The following is an 18,547-nucleotide window of genomic DNA, read 5'->3' on the forward strand; positions in this document are numbered from 1 at the left end:
CGCCGGCGCAGGCGCCCAGCACCGTGACCAGGGCAAGGAGCGCCAGTGTCGCCCGGGCGCGCGTGATGGTGGGTCGAAATGCCATGCGGCAAGCCTCGGCAGGGTGTCGGGGCACAGCCAGCATCGCCGGCGCCCAAACCCGACAAATCGCCGAAATTTCTTAACCGGGCGTTCAGATGACGCGGCGCCCGGCGACCCATCCATCGGCATCGTTAAAATTGTCTGAAATTCCGGCGGGATTCCGGGGAAACCGCCGCGATACTAGTCTTGCCGGCTCCGCGAGCGACAGTGCGGCACCATACTGGACGCCCGCCCGGTCTGGAGATTCGCCTCCGGAGCGGCTATGCCGAAGGCGCGGTTCACTGGCAACGCAACGTCGGCTTCTCGATGCCGGCCGTCGGCCGCCGTGCCGCCGTGATGTTAAGCGAGGCGGGTTGCCCGCCGGCCCGTGCCGTTCCGCGCCCATCGGAGGCTTCGATCCTGACCTGCAGCCTTCCTCGCCCCGGCCTGTCGCTCCTTGTCTGCCTGCTTCTCGCCGTGGCGGGCTGCGCGGGGCGGCCGCTGGGCACGATGGTCCCGATCGCCGGAACCGTCGCCGGCGCCAGCACGGTCGACATGCTGGTCGCCACCACGCGCGCGCCGTCGCCGGTCGCCGGCGTCGTCTATACCGGCAATCGCGGCAGCACCCTGTCGGTGGACAACATCGTCGTCTCGGTCCCGCCCTCCGCCAATCGCAATGCCGGCGAACTGACCTATCCCACCGCCAACGCGGCCAATCCGCAGACCGAATTCGCGGTGCTGAAGCTGGCGCCGATGGACGATGCGGCGGCGCAGCGCTGGTTCGACCGGGTGGCCGGCACCAAGCAGGGCGACGTCCTGATCTTCGTCCACGGCTTCAATACGACCTACGAGGAATCGGTCTTCCGCTTCGCCCAGATCGCCCATGACACGGCGGCCTCGGCGGCGCCGATCCTGTTTTCCTGGCCGTCCCACGGCAGCGTCTTTGACTATCTCTACGACCGCGAAAGCGCCAATTTCTCGCGCAACGCGCTGGAAGAGATCATCGAGAAGGCCGCCGACGATCCGCGCGTGCGCAATGTCACGGTGATGGCCCATTCGATGGGAAGCTGGCTGACCATGGAGGCGCTGCGGCAGCTGTCGATCCGCCGCGGCAAGCTGCCGGCCAAGGTCCGCAACGTGATCCTCGCCTCGCCCGATCTCGACGTCGATGTCTTCTCCCACCAGCTCGACGAGATCGACACCGAGCGCACGCAGCTGACCATCTTCGCCTCGACCGACGACCGCGCCCTGCAGGTGTCGCGGCGGCTGGCCGGCGGCGTCCAGCGCCTCGGCGCCATCGACGTGTCGCAGGAACCGTATCGCAGCGGGATCGAAGCCAAGGGCGTCGACGTGATCGACCTGTCCGCGCTGCAGTCGGGCTCGGCCCTCAATCATTCGAAATTCGCCGAGAGCCCGCAGATCGTGCGGCTCATCGGCCAGCGGCTGATCGCCGGGCAGGCGATCGGCGAAGAGGGCATCTCTCTTGGCGAGACCCTGGGCGCGGCGGCCCTCGGCACGGCCCAGACCGTCGGCTCGGCGGCCGGTGCGGTGGTCACCGCCCCCGGTGCGCTCATCAGCCAGCGCGGCCGCGAAGAGTTCGGCCGGCAGGTCGGCAATATGGGCCGCAATCTCGGCGGCACGCTGCAGACGGCCACCGGCCAGTAGGGCCTGGCCACAATCCTCTTCGGCTTTCCAGGCGCAGCGCTGACACGCGGTGGGACCGGCGTGTCGTTCGGTGCGCGCATCGGATCGCGGTTACCGCCTAGGCAGTGGCGGCAATAATCGCTGTTGCCCGAGAGGCAATCGGGTCAATTTTTGACCAGACGATAAAAAATTTGACCTTTTGAAAAACTGGCATCATTCTAATCTTCCACGAGCCGTCGAAGGCCGGAAGATCGCCGTCGCCGGCTCCCTGGAAGGTTTCGAGGGGGATGCGACGCATGAACGAAACCCGACCGTTCCGGCCCGATATCGGCGCAGGGCGCCTCGCTTCCGACAAGCTGGCGGGCAATTTCTCTGACATCCATCCGCCGCTCGAGCAGCACGAGGCGCTGGTCGAGGCCGATCGTTGCTATTTCTGCTACGACGCGCCGTGCATGACGGCCTGTCCGACGTCGATCGACATCCCGCTGTTCATCCGCGAGATCCAGGCCGGCAACCCGACCGGCGCGGCGAAGACCATCCTCTCGTCGAACATACTCGGCGGTATGTGCGCCCGGGTCTGCCCGACCGAGACCTTGTGCGAGGAGGTCTGTGTCCGCGAAGTGGGCGAGGGCAAGCCGGTGAAGATCGGCCTCCTGCAGCGCTATGCGACCGACCATCTGATGGAGGCGGGGGAGCATCCCTTCACCCGCGCCGAGCCGACCGGCAAGACGATCGCCGTGGTCGGCGCCGGGCCCGCCGGCCTCTCCTGCGCCCATCGGCTCGCCCTGCACGGTCACGACGTCACGCTCTATGACGCACGGCCCAAGCCCGGCGGCCTCAACGAATATGGCATCGCCGCCTACAAGGCGACGGAACAGTTCGCCCAGCGCGAAGTGGACTTCATCCTCTCCATCGGCGGCATCACGCTGGAGACCGGCAAGGCGCTCGGTCGCGACATCCATCTCGCCGATCTGCGCCGCGACTACGACGCGGTCTTCCTCGGGCTCGGTCTGGCCGGCGTCAACGCCCTCGGCGCCGAGGGCGAGACGAGCAGCGGTTCGGCCGACGCCGTCGCTTGGATCGCGGATCTCCGCCAGACCACCGATCTCACCAACCTGCCGGTCGGCCGCCGCGTCGTCGTCATCGGCGGCGGCATGACCGCCGTCGACGCGGCCGTGCAGGCCAAGGCGCTCGGCGCGGAGGAGGTGACCATTGCCTATCGCCGGGGCCAGGACGCCATGAACGCCTCGGCCTACGAGCAGGAGATCGCCCAGACCCGCGGCGTGCAGATCCGCTGCCATCTGCAGCCAAAGCGCATTCTCGCCGAGGGGGGCCATGTCCGCGGCATCGAACTGGAGCGCACGACCATCGAGAACGGCCGGCTGACGGGCACCGGCGAGACGGTGACCATCGAGGCCGACCAGATCTTCAAGGCGATCGGCCAGAGCTTCCTGCCCGATGGCCTCGACGACGAGAGCGACGGCATCGCGCTGGAGCGCGGGCGCATCCGCGTCGATGCCGAGCGACGCACGTCGCTCAAGGGCGTGTGGGCCGGCGGCGACTGCATTTTCGAGGGCGAGGACCTCACCGTCGTGGCCGTCGAGGACGGCAAGGTCGCAGCCGAAAGCATCCATGCGGAGCTGGCGGCGGAGAAGGGGCTCGGCGCCCGGATCGCTGGTGTCATGTCCGATGCGGTCGAAGCACTGACCCCCGGTCGGATCTAGGGAGAACGAGCCATGGCCAATCTCGCGACGAACTTTCTCGGCATCTCCTCGCCGAATCCGTTCTGGCTCGCCTCGGCGCCGCCGACCGACAAGGAATACAATGTCCAGCGCGCCTTCGAGCAGGGCTGGGGCGGGGTCGTCTGGAAGACCCTCGGCGAGGACCCGCCGGTGGTCAATGTCAACGGCCCGCGCTACGGCGCGATCTATGGCCCGGACCGGCGGCTGCTGGGTCTGAACAATATCGAGCTGATCACCGACAGGGCGCTCGATACGAACCTCGAGGAAATCGCGCGGGTCAAGCGCAACTGGCCCGACCGGGCGATGATCGTGTCGCTGATGGTGCCCTGCGAGGAGGCGCCCTGGCAGAAGATCCTCGCCCTCGTCGAGGAGACCGGCGCCGACGGTGTGGAACTGAATTTCGGCTGCCCGCACGGCATGAGCGAGCGCGGCATGGGCGCGGCGGTCGGTCAGGTGCCCGAATATATCGAGATGGTCGCGCGCTGGTGCAAGCAGCACTCGAAGCTGCCGGTCATCGTCAAGCTGACCCCGAACATCACCGACATCCGCTTTCCGGCCCGGGCGGCCAGGAAGGGCGGCGCCGACGCGGTGTCGCTGATCAACACCATCTCGTCGATCGTCTCCATCGACCTCGACAATTTCGCCCCGACCCCGTCCATCGACGGCAAGGGCAGCCATGGCGGCTATTGCGGCCCGGCGGTCAAGCCGATCGCGCTCAACATGGTGGCGGAGATCGCCCGCGATCCCGAGACGGCCGGAATGCCCATGTCGGGCATTGGCGGCATCACCACCTGGCGCGACGCGGCGGAGTTCATCGCGCTTGGCTGCGGCACCGTGCAGGTCTGCACGGCGGCGATGACCTACGGCTTCAAGGTGGTGAAGGAGATGAGCTCCGGCCTGTCCGACTGGATGGACGAGAAGGGCTATGCCTCGATCGAGGATTTCCGCGGCCGCGCCGCACCCAACGTCACCGACTGGCAGTATCTCAACCTCAACTACGTCACCAAGGCGCGGATCGACCAGGACAAGTGCATCTCCTGCGGGCGCTGCCACATCGCCTGCGAGGACACCTCGCATCAGGCGATCACCAGCATGGTCGACGGCATCCGCAAGTTCGAGGTGATCGACGAGGAATGCGTCGGCTGCAATCTGTGCGTCGACGTCTGCCCGGTCGAGGACTGCATCACCATGGAGCGGATCACCGGCTTCGATCCGCGCACCAAGCGGCCGATCCCCGACACCTACGGCAACTGGACGAGCCATCCGAACAATCCGATGGCGAAGGAGCGCCAGCAGCACGCCGCCGAGCCGGTGGTGCTGCCCGACGCCGCCGAGTGACGCGACACGGCGTCGCGCGGAGGCGACGGCCGTAGGCATCTCCTGGCTGACGGAGGGCGGCATCGGGACAAGCATCGGGGGGAGGGGACCGATTTGAGCGAACGCACCGATGCGGTCGTCGTGGGCGCTGGCCTGGCCGGACTGGTGGCGGCGAGCGAACTGGCCGACGCCGGACGCCGCGTCGTCATCGTTGATCAGGAGAGCGCCGATCATCTCGGCGGGCAGGCCTTCTGGTCGCTCGGTGGCCTGTTCATGGTGGACACCCCCGAACAGCGCCGCCTGGGCATTCGCGACAGCCGCGAACTGGCGCTGCAGGATTGGCTGGGCTCGGCCGGCTTCGACCGCGAGGAGGATCACTGGCCGCGCATCGTCGCCGAGGCCTATGTGGACTTCGCCGCCGGCGAGATGCGGTCCTGGCTGCATGCGATGGGCCTGCGCTGGTTTCCGGTCGTCGGCTGGGCCGAGCGCGGCGGCAGCCTGGCCACCGGCCATGGCAATTCCGTGCCGCGCTTTCACATCACCTGGGGTACCGGTCCCGGTGTGCTCGCGCCCTTCGAGCGGCGCGTGCGCGCGCACATGGCGGCCGGGCGCATCATCCTGAAAGGCCGCCACCGGGTCAGCGAATTGCGGATCGTCGATGGCACGGCGACGGGCGTTGCGGGCGAAATCCTCGCCCCGGCCACGACGGCCCGCGGAGAAACCTCGTCCCGCGCGGTGATCGGCGATTTCGAGATCGAGGCCGGCGCGATCCTGCTGACGGCCGGCGGGGTCGGCGGCAATCACGAGATGGTACGGTGCAACTGGCCGGTCGCGCGGCTCGGACCGGCGCCGCAGAAGATGATCTCGGGCGTTCCAGCCCATGTCGACGGTCGCATGCTGGAGATCGCCGAGGCGGCCGGCGGCCGCGTCATCAACCGCGACCGCATGTGGCACTATACCGAGGGTGTCACCAATCACGACCCGATCTGGCCGATGCACGGCATCCGCATCCTGCCCGGCCCGTCGTCCCTGTGGTTCGATGCGCTCGGCAATCGCATGGAGCCGCCGGCACTGCCGGGTTTCGACACGCTGGCGACCCTCAAGCGGATCCTGTCGACCGGCCATTGCCATTCCTGGTTCGTGCTGACCCAGTCGATCATCAAGAAGGAATTCGCGCTGTCCGGGTCCGAACAGAACCCGGACATGACCGGCAAGGACTGGCGCGCCGTGCTGCGCAACCGGCGCGGCCGCAATGCACCGCCACCGGTCGAGGCGTTCAAGCGGCATGGCGAGGATTTCGTCGTTGCCGACACATTGGGCGAACTGGTCGACGGCATGAACGCGATTGCCGGCGAGCCGAGGCTCGACCGGGCGCATCTGGAAGCGCAGATCGTCGCGCGCGATCGCGAGATCGCCAACCCCTTCTCCAAGGATGCGCAGATCATCGCGCTGCGCGGCGCCCGCCGGTATCTGGGCGACCGGCTGATCCGGACCGCCAGGCCCCATGCGATCCTCGATCCCGCCCATGGACCGCTGATCGCTGTCCGCCTGAACGTCCTGACGCGCAAGACTCTCGGCGGTCTTCATGCGGATCTGGACGGCCGGGTGCTCGCGGCGGACGATCGGCCCATCCCGGGATTGTATGCCGCTGGCGAGATCGCCGGCTTCGGCGGCGGCGGCTACCACGGATACAATGCGCTCGAAGGCGGCTTTCTTGGCGGCTGCCTGTTCTCCGGACGCCGCGCCGGCCGGTATGCAGCCAAAGCCACAGGTTGAAAAACCGGCGAAAATAATTCGCGCGACCCGTCGTCACGTAACCGTGAAGTAACCTAGCCGAAGCATTCTTCTGTCAGAACTGCTGCGTGCGCGTCGAGAATGCGGTTGCCTGAAATGGCAGCCGATTGGGAAATGAGCTGTATGTCGATCCATTTGCGTCTCATTATCGGCAGTTCGATCTTCGCGGTGCTGGCGCTCCTGTTCGCGGCCTTTTCCTATCATTCCCAGTCCGTCTCCCTCGGTTTCGCGCAGAATTTCTACGACGGCGGGATCGATCCGCTGGGGCGGCTTCAGGTCGCCAAGGGCAAGACGGTCGCATTGGCCGAGAGCCTCGGCGCCCAGGAGACAGCCAGCGGCAGCGACGCGCAGGTCCGGCTGGAACCGGCGATGCGCACCATCTCCTCGATCAAGGCCGACGTGCAGACAGCCCTCGCCCAGTCCGGCTCCGCCGAGGTTCAGGCCATCCTGTCCGAGCTCCTGTATCCGTTGAGCCGGCTGGAAGCCTCCGGCGGCAACATGTCGGCCCGCATGGCGGCCCGCGAGATCGCCAGCACCGCGCTGGTTCTCGACCGCGCGGTCACGGCGATGAACGCCGACCTGGTTCAGACCAAGGCCGAGGCGGTCGGCGCCATCGAAAGCGCGCGGTTGCGCAATTTCGCCGGCCTGGCTGCGATCCTCATCGGCATGGCGGGCTTTGCCGTCTTCCTGTCGCGCTCCGTCGGCGCCTCGCTGCGGCGGGTGTCGGGCCTTGCCCGCAACCTGGCCAGCGGCATCGAGTGCGACATGATCGAGGCCCGCGGCCCGAGCGAGGTGCGCGATGTTCTGAATGCCCTTCGCCAGATGCAGGAGCATTGCGAGAAGCTCGAGACGATGATGCTCGACAAGGTCGACCTGATGGCCGGCCGGCTCAACACGCAGCAGGACCAGCTGACCGCGGCCCTGAACAACATGACCCAGGCGCTCTGCATGCTGGACGGCCAGAAGCGCATGATCCTGTGCAACGAGACCTTCACCGAACTCTTCGGCGATCATCCGGCGGGCACCAACGCCCGCGACTTCTTCACCGATGCGCGGCTGACCGGCCGTGTCGCCCCGAACGACACGGCGTCGCATGTCCAGGAAGTCGGCGAGGGTCAGATCATGGAAGTGAAGCGTCGCGGCATGTCCGGCGACGGCCTTCTGATCACCTTCGAGGACATCACCGAGCGCGAGGCCATCGCCCGGCGCCTGCAGCATCTCTCCGGCCACGACGCCCTGACCGAACTGCCCAATCGCGGCGTCTTCGCCGAAATCCTCGACGAGGCGCTCGGCAAGGGCCGCAAGGCGCTGACCATCGCGGTCATCGACATTCGCGGCTTCAAGACCATCAACGACACCTATGGCCATCCCGTCGGCGACGCCATCCTGCGCCAGTGCGGTGCGCGGCTGATCGAGAAGGCCGGCACGAAGGCGACGGTTGCGCGCCTCGGCGGCAACGAATTCGCCGTCATCCTCCTCGGCGGCCGCTCCGCCGCCGATGCCGAGGATCTCGCTCGTTCGATGGTCGCCAGCTTCGACGAGCCCTTCGAGGTCGAGGGGCGCAACATCAGCGCCGCCGGCAGCGTCGGCGCCCTTTATGTTGCAGGCGGCAAGCGGCCCGAGGATCTCGACGCCGCGATCGCGCTGCAAAATTGCGACCTCGCGCTCTACCAGGCCAAGCAGTCGGCCGGCAGCAGCTACCGCATGTTCCAGCCGAGCATGCGCCAGAAGCTGCAGCAGCGCCGCGAACTGGAGATCGACCTGCAGAAGGCGATCGAAGAGGGCCAGTTCGAGCTGTTCTACCAGCCCTTCGTCGATACCGGGCGCCGCGCGATCAGCGGCTTCGAGGCCCTGCTGCGCTGGAACCACCCGGAACGCGGCCGCGTCAGCCCCTCCACCTTCATCCCGCTGGCCGAGGAAACCGGGCTGATTACCCAGATCGGCCTGTGGGCGCTGGAAACCGCCTGCGAGCAGGCGTCGAGCTGGGTCAGCGATCTCGCCATCTCGGTCAACCTCTCGGCGGTGCAGTTCAAGAGCCCGACCCTCGTCGCCGATGTGCGGCGCGTTCTGGCCAAGTCCGGGCTGCAGCCGTCGCGACTGCAGATCGAGGTCACCGAATCCCTGTTCCTCGACGAGGGCGACAAGGTGCTCTCGATCCTGACGGAATTCCGCCGGATGGGCCTGACCATCTCGATGGACGATTTCGGCACCGGCTATTCCTCGCTCGGCTATCTGAACCGCTTCCCCTTCGACAAGATCAAGATCGACCAGTCCTTCGTGCGCGACATGTCGCGGCCGGAGAACATCGCCATCGTGCGTTCGGTCATCGGCCTGTCCAACGCCCTCGACATGCGGGTCATCGCCGAGGGTATCGAGACGCCGGAGCAGATGCGCATTCTCTACGCCGAGGGATGCCGCGAGATGCAGGGCTATTATTTCTCGCGGCCGCGCCCGGCTTCGGACCTGCCGAAGATGCTGGTCGAGATCGCCGACCGCTGGCCGCATGAATTCGAGGCGCTGACCCAGGACGCGATCGAGCCGCGCAGCACCGCGGCCACCGCCGCCTGAGCGGTGGGCGAGCGCAATCCGTCCGACCGCGAGTGAACGTCAATCCCGTGGCCGGATGCCGTTGAGGACGACCGACAGCACGGCCTGCGCGGTCTGCTCGCGGAAGCCGGGCGCATCGACCTGACGGCCGACGATCGCGCGGATCTGCACGTCGAAATCGGCATAGTGCTGGGTCGTCGCCCAGATCATGAAGATCAGATGGTACGGATCGACCGGTGCGAGCTGGCCACGATCGACCCAGTCCCGAATGACCCGCGCCTTCACGTCGACGAGCTGCTTGAGCCGGGTGGCGAGAAAGTCGCCGACCACCGGGGCCCCGGCCAGGACCTCGTTGGCGAACAGGCGCGAGGCGGCCGGATTGTCTTCCGACATGGCGAGCTTGGCGGTGATGTAGCGGCGCAGCTCCTCGATCGGGTCGCCGTCGGCGTTCATCGCTTCCAGCGGCGCCAGCCAGTCGTCCAGCGTGTGCTCCAGCACCGCCCGGTAGATGTCCTGCTTGCGGCGGAAATAATAGAGGAGATTCGGCTTCGACATCTTCGCCCGCACGGCGATCTGGTCGACGGTCGATCCCCGGAAGCCGTTGACCGAAAACACTTCGAGCGCGGCGTCCAGGATGATCTCGCGGTTGATCGCCTGGATGCGGGTCGGCTGGCGGTCGCCATGCGGCAACTCTGTGCCGGAATGCTCGACTGTCTGGTCCACGCGTTCCGCCCTCTCCAAACCGGAGTCTGCCCGCCTATTTTGCACTGCGATATTCTGCGCAGATCTTCAGCAGGACGCTTGACCGGTTCCTGACGACCTTCTAGCCTCGCTTTTGACCAATTAGTCAAGATTTCGGACGATCCGGGCTTCGGAACCGTCCCATTGAGGCGGCAGCCGATGAACGAGAACGCACCGATCGCGCCCAACAATCTCGAAGCCTTCTGGATGCCGTTCACCGCGAACCGGCAGTTCAAGCAGACGCCGCGCATGTTCGTCGCGGCCAAGGACATGCACTACACCACGTCCGACGGGCGCCAGGTACTGGATGGCACCGCCGGCCTGTGGTGCGTCAATGCCGGCCATTGCCGGCCGCGGATCGTCGAGGCGATCCAGAAGCAGGCGGCCGAGCTCGACTACGCGCCGGCCTTCCAGATGGGACATCCGAAGGCCTTCGAACTGGCCTCGCGCCTTGCCGCGATCGCGCCGTCCGGCCTCGACCACGTGTTCTTCACCAATTCCGGCTCCGAGTCGGTCGAGACCGCGCTGAAGATCGCGCTCGCCTATCACCGGGCGAAGGGCGATGGAGCCCGCTTCCGCCTGATCGGGCGTGAGCGCGGCTATCACGGGGTCAATTTCGGCGGCATCTCGGTCGGCGGCATTGTCGGCAACCGCAAGATGTTCGGCACGCTCCTGACCGGCGTCGACCACATGCGCCACACCCACGATCCGGTCCGCAACGGCTATTCCAGCGGCGAGACCGAGCATGGCGCCGAACTGGCCGACGACCTCCTGCGCATCGCCACCCTGCACGATCCCTCGACCATCGCGGCGGTGATCGTCGAGCCGGTGGCCGGTTCGACCGGCGTCCTGCCGCCGCCGAAGGGCTATCTGAAGCGGCTGCGCGAGATCTGCGACCAGCACGGTATCCTGCTCATCTTCGACGAGGTGATCACCGGCTACGGGCGCATGGGCACGGCCTTCGCCGCCGATTATTTCGGCGTGACACCGGACATCATGGTCACCGCCAAGGGCCTGACCAACGGCGTCATCCCGATGGGCGCAGTCTATGTGAAGGACGAGATCTACGACGCCTTCATGGGCGGCGCCGAGCATCTGATCGAGTTCGCTCACGGCTATACCTATTCCGGCAACCCGATCGCCGCGGCGGCGGGTCTCGCAACGCTGGAGACCTACAAGGAAGACGGGCTGTTCGAGCGGGCGAAGGCGCTGGAGCCGGTCTGGGCCGAGGCGATCCATTCGCTGAAGGGCGAGCCCCATGTGATCGACATCCGCACCATCGGCCTGATCGGCGCCATCGAGCTGGAGCCGATCGCCGGGGAGCCGACCAAGCGGGCCTTCTCGGCCTTCCTGGAAGCCTACGAAAAGGGGCTGTTGATCCGCACCACCGGCGATATCATCGCCCTGTCGCCGCCGCTGATGATCTCCGAGGACCAGATCGGCGAGATCGTCGAAACGCTGCGCGGCATCCTGAAGACCCTCGCCTGACGGCACCGCAACAGATCGAGAGAGTGACCCCATGAGCCCAGCCACCAATCTCCAGATCGACGGCGACCGCCTCTGGGATTCGCTGATGGAGATGGCGAAGATCGGCCCGGGCATCGCCGGCGGCAACAACCGCCAGACCCTGACCGACGAGGACGCCGAGGGGCGGTCGCTCTTCAAGGCATGGTGCGAGGCGGCCGGACTGACCATGGGCCTCGACACGATGGGCAACATGTTCGCCCGCCGCGAAGGCACCGATCCCGACGCGCTGCCGGTCTATGTCGGCAGTCATCTCGATACCCAGCCGACCGGCGGCAAGTACGACGGCGTCCTCGGCGTGCTGGCCGGCCTCGAACTGGTGCGCACCCTCAACGACCTCAATATCCGCACTCGGCATCCGATCGTCGTCACCAACTGGACGAACGAGGAGGGCACCCGCTTTGCCCCGGCCATGCTGGCCTCGGGTGTCTTCGCCGGCGTTCTGGAAGAGAGCTGGGCCAAGGACCGCAAGGACGCCGCCGGCAAGAGCTTCGGCGCCGAACTCGAACGGATCGGCTGGCAGGGCGACGAACCGGTCGGCAGCCGCAAGATGAAGGCGTTCTTCGAACTGCACATCGAGCAGGGGCCGATCCTGGAGGACGAGGGGATCGACATCGGCGTCGTCACCCACGGCCAGGGGCTCTACTGGCTCGAGGTCACCCTGACCGGCAAGGAGAGCCACACCGGCTCGACGCCGATGTACAAGCGGCGCAATGCCGGCCTCGGCATGGCGCGGGTGATCGAGCTCGTCCACGAGGTGGCGATGGATTACCAGCCGAACGCCGTCGGCACGATCGGCCAGATCGATGTCCATCCGAACTCGCGCAACATCATTCCCGGCCGCTGCGTCTTCACCGTCGACATCCGCTCGCCGTCCAAGGAGACCCTCGACACGATGCGCGAGCGCATCGAGGACGGCATCGACCTGATCGCCGACGCGCTGGACATCGACGTGTCCGTCGACGAGGTCGGCCATTTCGATCCGGTGACCTTCGACGAGACCTGCGTGACGGCCATCCGTAACGCCGCCGAGGCGCTCAGCTATTCCCACCGCAACATCGTCTCGGGCGCCGGTCACGACGCCTGCTGGATCAACCGCGTCGCACCGACCGCCATGGTCATGTGCCCATGCGTCGACGGTCTGTCCCACAACGAGGCGGAAGAGATTTCCAAGGAATGGGCGACGGCCGGCGCCAACGTCCTGATGCGCGCAGTCGTGGAGACCGCGGGGATCGTGGAGTAGGCTGGACCGGGATCGCGCAACGCCAGGAGGTCGTCATGGGCAGGCCGAAGGAACTGACCGAGGGGCCGCGCGCCGACCTTCTTGCGAGAGGATATCGCCCCGTGGAGGTCTGGGTCATCGATCGCGACAGCGAAGCCCACCGTGCGGATGCGGAGCGCCAGGTTGCGAGCGCCGCCGAAGCGGATTCGCGTGACGCCGGCATCGACGAATGGACGGCGGGGATGAGCGCGAATTTGTGGGACGAAGGGGAATCGTGAGACGCGGCGATGTCTTCATTGCGTCTATGCGCGGTCCCTCGGGGAAGCCGAGGCCGACTGTCGTGATCCACGCCGATGAGTTCATCCGGTCGGATGGTCCGGTCATTGTCTGCCCGATGACGAGTGAACTGGCGGATGCCGCGTCGATTCGCGTGCGGATCGAACCGCGCCGTCGAATGGGTTGCGGGTCGATTCCGACGTTATGGTCGACCGGATGGCGGCTGCCTTTGCGCGCGATCTCGGTCACCATGTCGGTCGACTGGAGCCCGCCGACATGACCCGCATCGAATTTGCCGCGATGAATGTTCTCGGTCTCGGCAAAGCCGCATCGATCATTGCAGCAGGAGGGGAAAGCCCATGACCATCGTCATCAAGGGCGGCACGATCGTAACCGCCGATCTCACCTACAAGGCCGACATCCTGATCGACGGCGACACCATCGCGGCGATCGGACCGGACCTGTCGGGCGACGAGGTGATCGACGCCTCCGGCACCTACGTCATGCCCGGCGGCATCGACCCGCACACCCATATGGAAATGCCCTTCATGGGCACCCATTCGGCCGACGATTTCGATTCCGGCTCGGCCGCGGCGCTGGCCGGCGGCACCACCATGACCGTCGATTTCTGCCTGCCGGGGCCCGACCAGGGCCCCCTGGACGCGCTGCAGACCTGGTTCCAGAAGGCCGGCCCGGCCCGCACCGACTATTCCTTCCACATGGGCGTGACATGGTGGGGGCAGAAATATTTCGACGAGATGCCCAAGGTGGTCGAGGCGGGCATCAACACCTTCAAGCACTTCATGGCCTACAAGGGCGCGCTGATGGTGAATGACGACGAGATGTTCGCGTCCTTCACCCGCTGCGCCGAGCTCGGTGCCATGCCGCTGGTCCATGCCGAGAACGGCGACGTCGTCGCCTTCCTGCAGCAGAAGCTGCTGGCCGAGGGCAATAACGGGCCGGAGGGCCATGCCTATTCGCGCCCGCCCGAGGTCGAGGGCGAGGCGGTCAACCGCGCCATCATGATCGCCGATCAGGCGGGCGTGCCGCTCTACGTCGTCCACACCTCCTGCGAGCAGGCCCATGAAGCGATCCGCCGGGCCCGCCAGAAGGGCATGCGGGTCTATGGCGAGCCGCTGATCCAGCATCTGGTGCTGGACGAGAGCGAGTATTTCCATCCCGACTGGCAGCACGCCGCCCGCCGGGTGATGTCGCCGCCCTTCCGCGACAAGAAGAACCAGGATTCCCTCTGGGCGGGGCTCGCCGCCGGCTCGCTGCAGGTCGTCGCGACGGACCATTGCGCCTTCACCGACGAGCAGAAGCGCATGGGGCTCGGCGACTTCACCAAGATCCCCAACGGCACCGGCGGCCTGGAAGACCGGCTTGCGGTCCTGTGGACCAAGGGCGTCGGCACCGGCCGGCTGACGATGAACGAGTTCGTCGCCGTCACCTCCACCAACATCGCCAAGATCCTCAACATCTATCCCAAGAAGGGCGCGATCCTCGTCGGGGCCGACGCCGATCTGGTGATCTTCGATCCGGCCGCCACCAAGACCATCTCGGCCAGGACTCAGAAATCGGTGATCGAGTACAACGTCTTCGAGGGCATCGAACTGACCGGCCTGCCGGTGATGACGTTCTCGCGCGGTCGCCTCGCCTACAAGGAGGGCGACGTGCGGGCCGAAAAGGGCAATGGCCGCTTCGTCGAGCGTCCCGCCAGCGCGCCCGCCGCCAAGGCGTTGTCGACCTGGAAGGAACTCACCGCGCCGCGCAGGATCGAGCGCACCGGCATTCCGGCGAGCGGGGTCTGACAGTTTGAGCCAGACCACGTCCCGATCGACCGAGCCGTCTGCCGCGGCCGCCGCGCCGGTCATCGAAGCCCGCAATCTCGACCTCGTCTTCGAGACCGCCGACACACCGGTTCATGCGCTGAAGGGCATCGACCTTACCGTCAATAGCGGCGAGTTCGTCTCCTTCATCGGGCCGTCCGGCTGCGGCAAGACCACGCTCTTGCGCGTCATCGCCGATCTGGAGCAACCGACCGGCGGATCGATCTCGGTCAACGGCATGACGCCCGATCAGGCGCGCCAGGCGCGGGCCTATGGCTATGTCTTCCAGGCCGCGGCGCTCTATCCCTGGCGCACCATCGAGAAGAACGTCGCGCTGCCGCTGGAGATCATGGGCTTCGACCGGGCCGAGCGGAAGCGCCGGATCGACGCCAATCTCGAACTGGTCGGCCTTGCCGGCTTCGGCCGCAAATATCCCTGGCAATTGTCCGGCGGCATGCAGCAGCGGGCCTCGATCGCCCGCGCCCTGTGCTTCGACCCGGACCTCCTCTTGATGGACGAACCGTTCGGCGCGCTCGACGAGATCGTCCGCGACCATCTCAACGAGGAACTGCTGAAGCTCTGGGCCAAGACGCAGAAGACCGTCGTCTTCGTGACCCATTCGATCCCGGAAGCGGTGTTCCTGTCGACGCGGATCGTCGTCATGAGCCCGCGCCCCGGCCGCATCCACGAGATCATCGACTGCGATCTCGGGCCGGACCGTCCTCTCGACATCCGCGACACGCCGGAATTCCTCGCCATCGCCCACCGGGTGCGCGAAGGGCTGCGGGCAGGGCACGGCTATGACTGAGCGGTGTCGATGACGCCGCCGTCAACACCCATCGCCGAGCCGGGCGCCGCCATCGGCTATGCCGGTCCGCTGCGGCGGCTCGGCCGGCGCATGCGCGACGGGCGGAGCGTGCCGGTTCTGACCGTCGTTCTGGCGATCCTTGCGATCTGGTATCTGGCCGCCATCGGCATGAACTGGGCGACCGAGACGGTGAAGCTGGAGCGCGCCGGCGAGGCTTATGGCGCCCTCGATACGGTCGCCGCCACCTGGTCGGCGGAGCGGCCGGTGTTGCCGGCGCCGCACCAGATCGTCGTGGAAATCTGGAACTCCACGGTCGGGGTGAAACCGTCCTCGCCGCGTTCGCTGCTCTACCACGCCTGGGTGACGCTCTCCTCGACGCTGCTCGGCTTTCTCATCGGCACCGCGCTGGGCGTGCTCTTGGCCGTCGGCATCCTCAATTCGCGCACGCTCGACAAGAGCCTGATGCCCTGGATCATCGCCTCGCAGACCATCCCGATCCTTGCCATCGCGCCGATGGTGATCGTCGTCCTCAATTCCGTCGGCGTGACCGGCCTTCTGCCCAAGGCGATCATCTCCACCTATTTGTCCTTCTTCCCGGTCGCGGTCGGCATGGTGAAGGGGCTGCGCTCGCCCGACGCGATGCTGATCGACCTGATGCACACCTATTCTGCGACCCGCCGCCAGACGCTGGTCAAGTTGCGCTGGCCGGCCTCCATGCCGTTCCTGTTCACCTCCATGAAGGTGGCCGTGGCAGCGGCTCTCGTCGGCGCCATTGTCGGCGAACTGCCGACCGGCGCGGTGGCCGGTCTCGGCGCGCGGCTTCTGGCCGGCTCCTATTATGGCCAGACCATCCAGATCTGGTCGGCGCTCGTCGCCGCCGCGATCATGGCGGGCGTCCTCGTCTGGCTGATCGGGCTCGGCGAAAAGGCGTCGCTCAAGCGCATGGGGGCCCGGCCATGAGCGCCGCGCGGAACGGCGCCGGCCCCGGTCCCGGCGCGATCGCCCTGACTAGCGGCCTTGCGGCGATGGCGGCAATTGCCGCTCTGGCGCTGCTCGGCGTGAACCAGCGTGGCCCGCTTCTGATCCTGGCGATCCTCGCCTTCTGGGCCGCCTCCTGGCGGCTGACCGTCGGTCTCGCCGCGATCGAACCGCGGAGGCGGGCAGGGCACGTCGCGCTCCAGGTGCTCATTCCGGTCGTCTTCGGCGTCTCGCTGCTGTTCCTCTGGGAGTTCGTGGTGCGGGCGTTGCAGGTGCCGATCGTGCTCCTGCCGGCCCCCTCCGACATCGGTGTCAGGATCGCCAACTCGCTGCCGATCCTGTGGGTCGACTTCGTCCAGACGTTCCTGAAAGCGGTGGTGGCGGGCTACGTCATCGGCTGTGCCAGCGGCTTCGCCGTCGCGGTGCTGGTCGATCGCTCGTCCTTCCTCAAGCGCGGGCTCCTGCCGGTCGGCAACCTCGTCTCGGCGCTGCCCATTGTCGGCGTCGCGCCGATCATGGTGATGTGGTTCGGCTTCGACTGGCCGTCCAAGGCCGCCGTGGTCGTGGTGATGACCTTCTTCCCCATGCTGGTGAATACCGTCGCCGGCCTCTCGGCGGCCGGGGCGATGGAGCGCGACCTGATGCGCACCTATGCCGCCGGCCCCTGGCAGAGCCTCCTGAAGCTGCGGCTGCCGGCGGCCATGCCCTTCATCTTCAACGCACTGAAGATCAACTCGACCCTCGCCCTGATCGGTGCAATCGTGGCGGAGTTCTTCGGCACGCCGATCGTCGGCATGGGCTTTCGCATCTCGGCCGAGATCGGCCGGATGAACACCGACATGGTCTGGGCCGAGATCGCGGTCGCCGCGCTCGCCGGTTCGCTGACCTATGGCATTCTGTCCGTCTTCGAGCGGATCACGACCTTCTGGCATCCGTCCTACCGCAAGGGTTAGGCGGCGACGCAACGCAGCAGCAAAGGAGAATGCGCATGAGGAAGCTACTGGCAGGCGCCACGGTGGCGTTGGCAGGTCTTGGTCTGGCGATGCCCGCGATGGCGCAGGATGCGCTGACGCTGCAGCTCAAATGGGTCACCCAGGCACAGTTCGCCGGCTACTACGTCGCCAAGGAGAAGGGCTTCTACGAGGAGGCCGATCTCGACGTCACCATCAAGCCGGGCGGGCCCGACATTGCCCCGGTCCAGGTGCTGGCCGGTGGCGGCGCCGACATCGTCGTCGACTGGATGCCATCGGCGCTGGCCGCCCGCGAAAAGGGTGTCGCGCTGGTCAACATCGCCCAGCCCTTCGAGCGCTCGGGCATGATGCTGACCTGTCGCAAGGAGACCGGCATCGAGAAGCCTGCCGACTTCAAGGGCAAGACCCTCGGCGTCTGGTTCTCGGGCAACGAATATCCGTTCCTGTCCTGGATGTCGCAGCTCGGCCTGTCGACCGAAGGCGGCGACGAGGGCGTCACCGTCATCAAGCAGGGCTTCAATGTCGATCCGCTGATCCAGAAGCAGGCCGACTGCATCTCGACCATGACCTACAACGAATACGGCCAGGTTCTGGACGCCGGCATTCCGGCCGAGGAACTGGTGGTGTTCAACTACACCGATCAGGGCGTCGCGACGCTCGAGGACGGCCTCTATGTTCTCGAGGAGGATTTGCAGAAGCCGGAGATGGTAGATGCCTATGCCCGCTTCGTGAAGGCGTCGATGAAGGGCTGGTCCTATGCGGCCGAAAACCCGGAAGAGGCGGCCGAGATCGTTCTCGACAACGACATGACCGGCGCGCAGACCATGGCGCACCAGACCTTCATGATGGGCGAGATCGCCAAGCTCCTCGGTGACGACGGGGCGCTGGACACGGCGGCGGCCGACAACACCGTCGGCGTCCTGATGTCGGGCGGCTCCGACCCGGTGATCACCAAGGAGCCGGAGGGCGCCTGGACCAGCGTCGTCACCGACAAGGCTGCCGAGATGGACTGACCGCCTGCCGGTCAGTGCGGAGAAGCGAAAGGCCGGGGTATGTCCCCGGCCTTTCTGCATATTGAAGCCGCGGCGACGCCA

General features: G+C 66.7%; 16 protein-coding genes. 14 read left to right on the forward strand and 2 right to left on the reverse strand.

The genetic code is table 11. From position 1 onward, the window contains the following. The first annotated feature begins 570 nt into the window (after positions 1-570). The gene (locus H536_RS0109665; protein WP_244495406.1) at positions 571-1,725 is read left to right on the forward strand and encodes an alpha/beta hydrolase; all 1,155 of its coding nucleotides are present in this window, start codon (positions 571-573) and stop codon (positions 1,723-1,725) included. Between the two features lie 97 nt (positions 1,726-1,822). On the opposite strand, the gene H536_RS23700 is transcribed toward H536_RS0109665, so the two are convergent. Then, positions 1,823-2,002: a hypothetical protein gene (locus tag H536_RS23700; RefSeq protein ID WP_024350285.1), complete on the reverse strand. Its 180-nt coding sequence runs from the start codon at positions 2,000-2,002 to the stop codon at positions 1,823-1,825. Here H536_RS23700 and H536_RS0109670 point away from each other — a divergent pair. The 4 genes from H536_RS0109670 to H536_RS0109685 all read left to right on the forward strand — a co-directional run bounded on the left by H536_RS0109670 (position 1,992) and on the right by H536_RS0109685 (position 9,125). Then, complete coding sequence (locus tag H536_RS0109670; RefSeq protein WP_029703001.1) at positions 1,992-3,428, forward strand: NAD(P)-dependent oxidoreductase; 1,437 nt, start codon at positions 1,992-1,994, stop codon at positions 3,426-3,428. The genes H536_RS23700 and H536_RS0109670 overlap by 11 nt on opposite strands. A gap of 12 nt (positions 3,429-3,440) precedes the next feature. Next, positions 3,441-4,784, forward strand: coding sequence for an NAD-dependent dihydropyrimidine dehydrogenase subunit PreA (gene preA / locus H536_RS0109675; protein ID WP_024350287.1), 1,344 nt, complete (start codon positions 3,441-3,443; stop codon positions 4,782-4,784). A 93-nt stretch (positions 4,785-4,877) separates the two neighbouring features. Continuing rightward, complete coding sequence (locus tag H536_RS0109680) at positions 4,878-6,539, forward strand: FAD-binding dehydrogenase (RefSeq protein WP_024350288.1); 1,662 nt, start codon at positions 4,878-4,880, stop codon at positions 6,537-6,539. 141 nt (positions 6,540-6,680) lie between these two features. Next, on the forward strand, positions 6,681-9,125 hold the full coding sequence (locus H536_RS0109685; protein WP_244495405.1) for a putative bifunctional diguanylate cyclase/phosphodiesterase: 2,445 nt from the start codon (positions 6,681-6,683) through the stop codon (positions 9,123-9,125). Positions 9,126-9,164: 39 nt separating this feature from the next. Here the strand turns inward: H536_RS0109685 and H536_RS0109690 are convergent, their stop codons facing one another. Continuing rightward, on the reverse strand, positions 9,165-9,827 hold the full coding sequence (locus tag H536_RS0109690; RefSeq protein ID WP_024350290.1) for a TetR family transcriptional regulator C-terminal domain-containing protein: 663 nt from the start codon (positions 9,825-9,827) through the stop codon (positions 9,165-9,167). A gap of 177 nt (positions 9,828-10,004) precedes the next feature. Between H536_RS0109690 and aptA the strand changes: the two genes are divergently transcribed. The 9 genes from aptA to H536_RS0109735 all read left to right on the forward strand — a co-directional run bounded on the left by aptA (position 10,005) and on the right by H536_RS0109735 (position 18,466). After that, positions 10,005-11,333: an omega-aminotransferase AptA gene (gene aptA, locus H536_RS0109695; protein ID WP_024350291.1), complete on the forward strand. Its 1,329-nt coding sequence runs from the start codon at positions 10,005-10,007 to the stop codon at positions 11,331-11,333. 31 nt (positions 11,334-11,364) lie between these two features. Then, positions 11,365-12,612 carry a Zn-dependent hydrolase gene (locus tag H536_RS0109700; protein ID WP_024350292.1) on the forward strand — a complete coding sequence of 416 codons (1,248 nt, stop codon included), beginning with the start codon at positions 11,365-11,367 and terminating at the stop codon, positions 12,610-12,612. Positions 12,613-12,647: 35 nt separating this feature from the next. Further along, the gene (locus tag H536_RS24340) at positions 12,648-12,869 is read left to right on the forward strand and encodes an antitoxin MazE-like protein (RefSeq protein ID WP_024350293.1); all 222 of its coding nucleotides are present in this window, start codon (positions 12,648-12,650) and stop codon (positions 12,867-12,869) included. Next, the gene (locus tag H536_RS23710) at positions 12,821-13,147 is read left to right on the forward strand and encodes a type II toxin-antitoxin system PemK/MazF family toxin (RefSeq protein WP_081651884.1); all 327 of its coding nucleotides are present in this window, start codon (positions 12,821-12,823) and stop codon (positions 13,145-13,147) included. The genes H536_RS24340 and H536_RS23710 overlap by 49 nt, the downstream gene beginning before the upstream one ends. A gap of 79 nt (positions 13,148-13,226) precedes the next feature. Beyond that, positions 13,227-14,678 carry a dihydropyrimidinase gene (hydA, locus tag H536_RS0109715; protein ID WP_024350294.1) on the forward strand — a complete coding sequence of 484 codons (1,452 nt, stop codon included), beginning with the start codon at positions 13,227-13,229 and terminating at the stop codon, positions 14,676-14,678. Next, positions 14,560-15,504: an ABC transporter ATP-binding protein gene (locus H536_RS0109720; RefSeq protein ID WP_155898446.1), complete on the forward strand. Its 945-nt coding sequence runs from the start codon at positions 14,560-14,562 to the stop codon at positions 15,502-15,504. The genes hydA and H536_RS0109720 overlap by 119 nt, the downstream gene beginning before the upstream one ends. A 9-nt stretch (positions 15,505-15,513) precedes the next feature. Then, complete coding sequence (locus H536_RS0109725) at positions 15,514-16,464, forward strand: ABC transporter permease (protein ID WP_024350296.1); 951 nt, start codon at positions 15,514-15,516, stop codon at positions 16,462-16,464. 65 nt (positions 16,465-16,529) lie between these two features. Beyond that, the gene (locus H536_RS0109730; RefSeq protein WP_051141570.1) at positions 16,530-17,435 is read left to right on the forward strand and encodes an ABC transporter permease; all 906 of its coding nucleotides are present in this window, start codon (positions 16,530-16,532) and stop codon (positions 17,433-17,435) included. Positions 17,436-17,470: 35 nt separating this feature from the next. Next, on the forward strand, positions 17,471-18,466 hold the full coding sequence (locus tag H536_RS0109735) for an ABC transporter substrate-binding protein (protein WP_024350298.1): 996 nt from the start codon (positions 17,471-17,473) through the stop codon (positions 18,464-18,466). Positions 18,467-18,547: the final 81 nt, after the last annotated feature.

The organism is Aurantimonas coralicida DSM 14790 (assembly GCF_000421645.1).
In the GTDB taxonomy this organism is placed as follows: Bacteria; Pseudomonadota; Alphaproteobacteria; order Rhizobiales; family Rhizobiaceae; genus Aurantimonas; species Aurantimonas coralicida.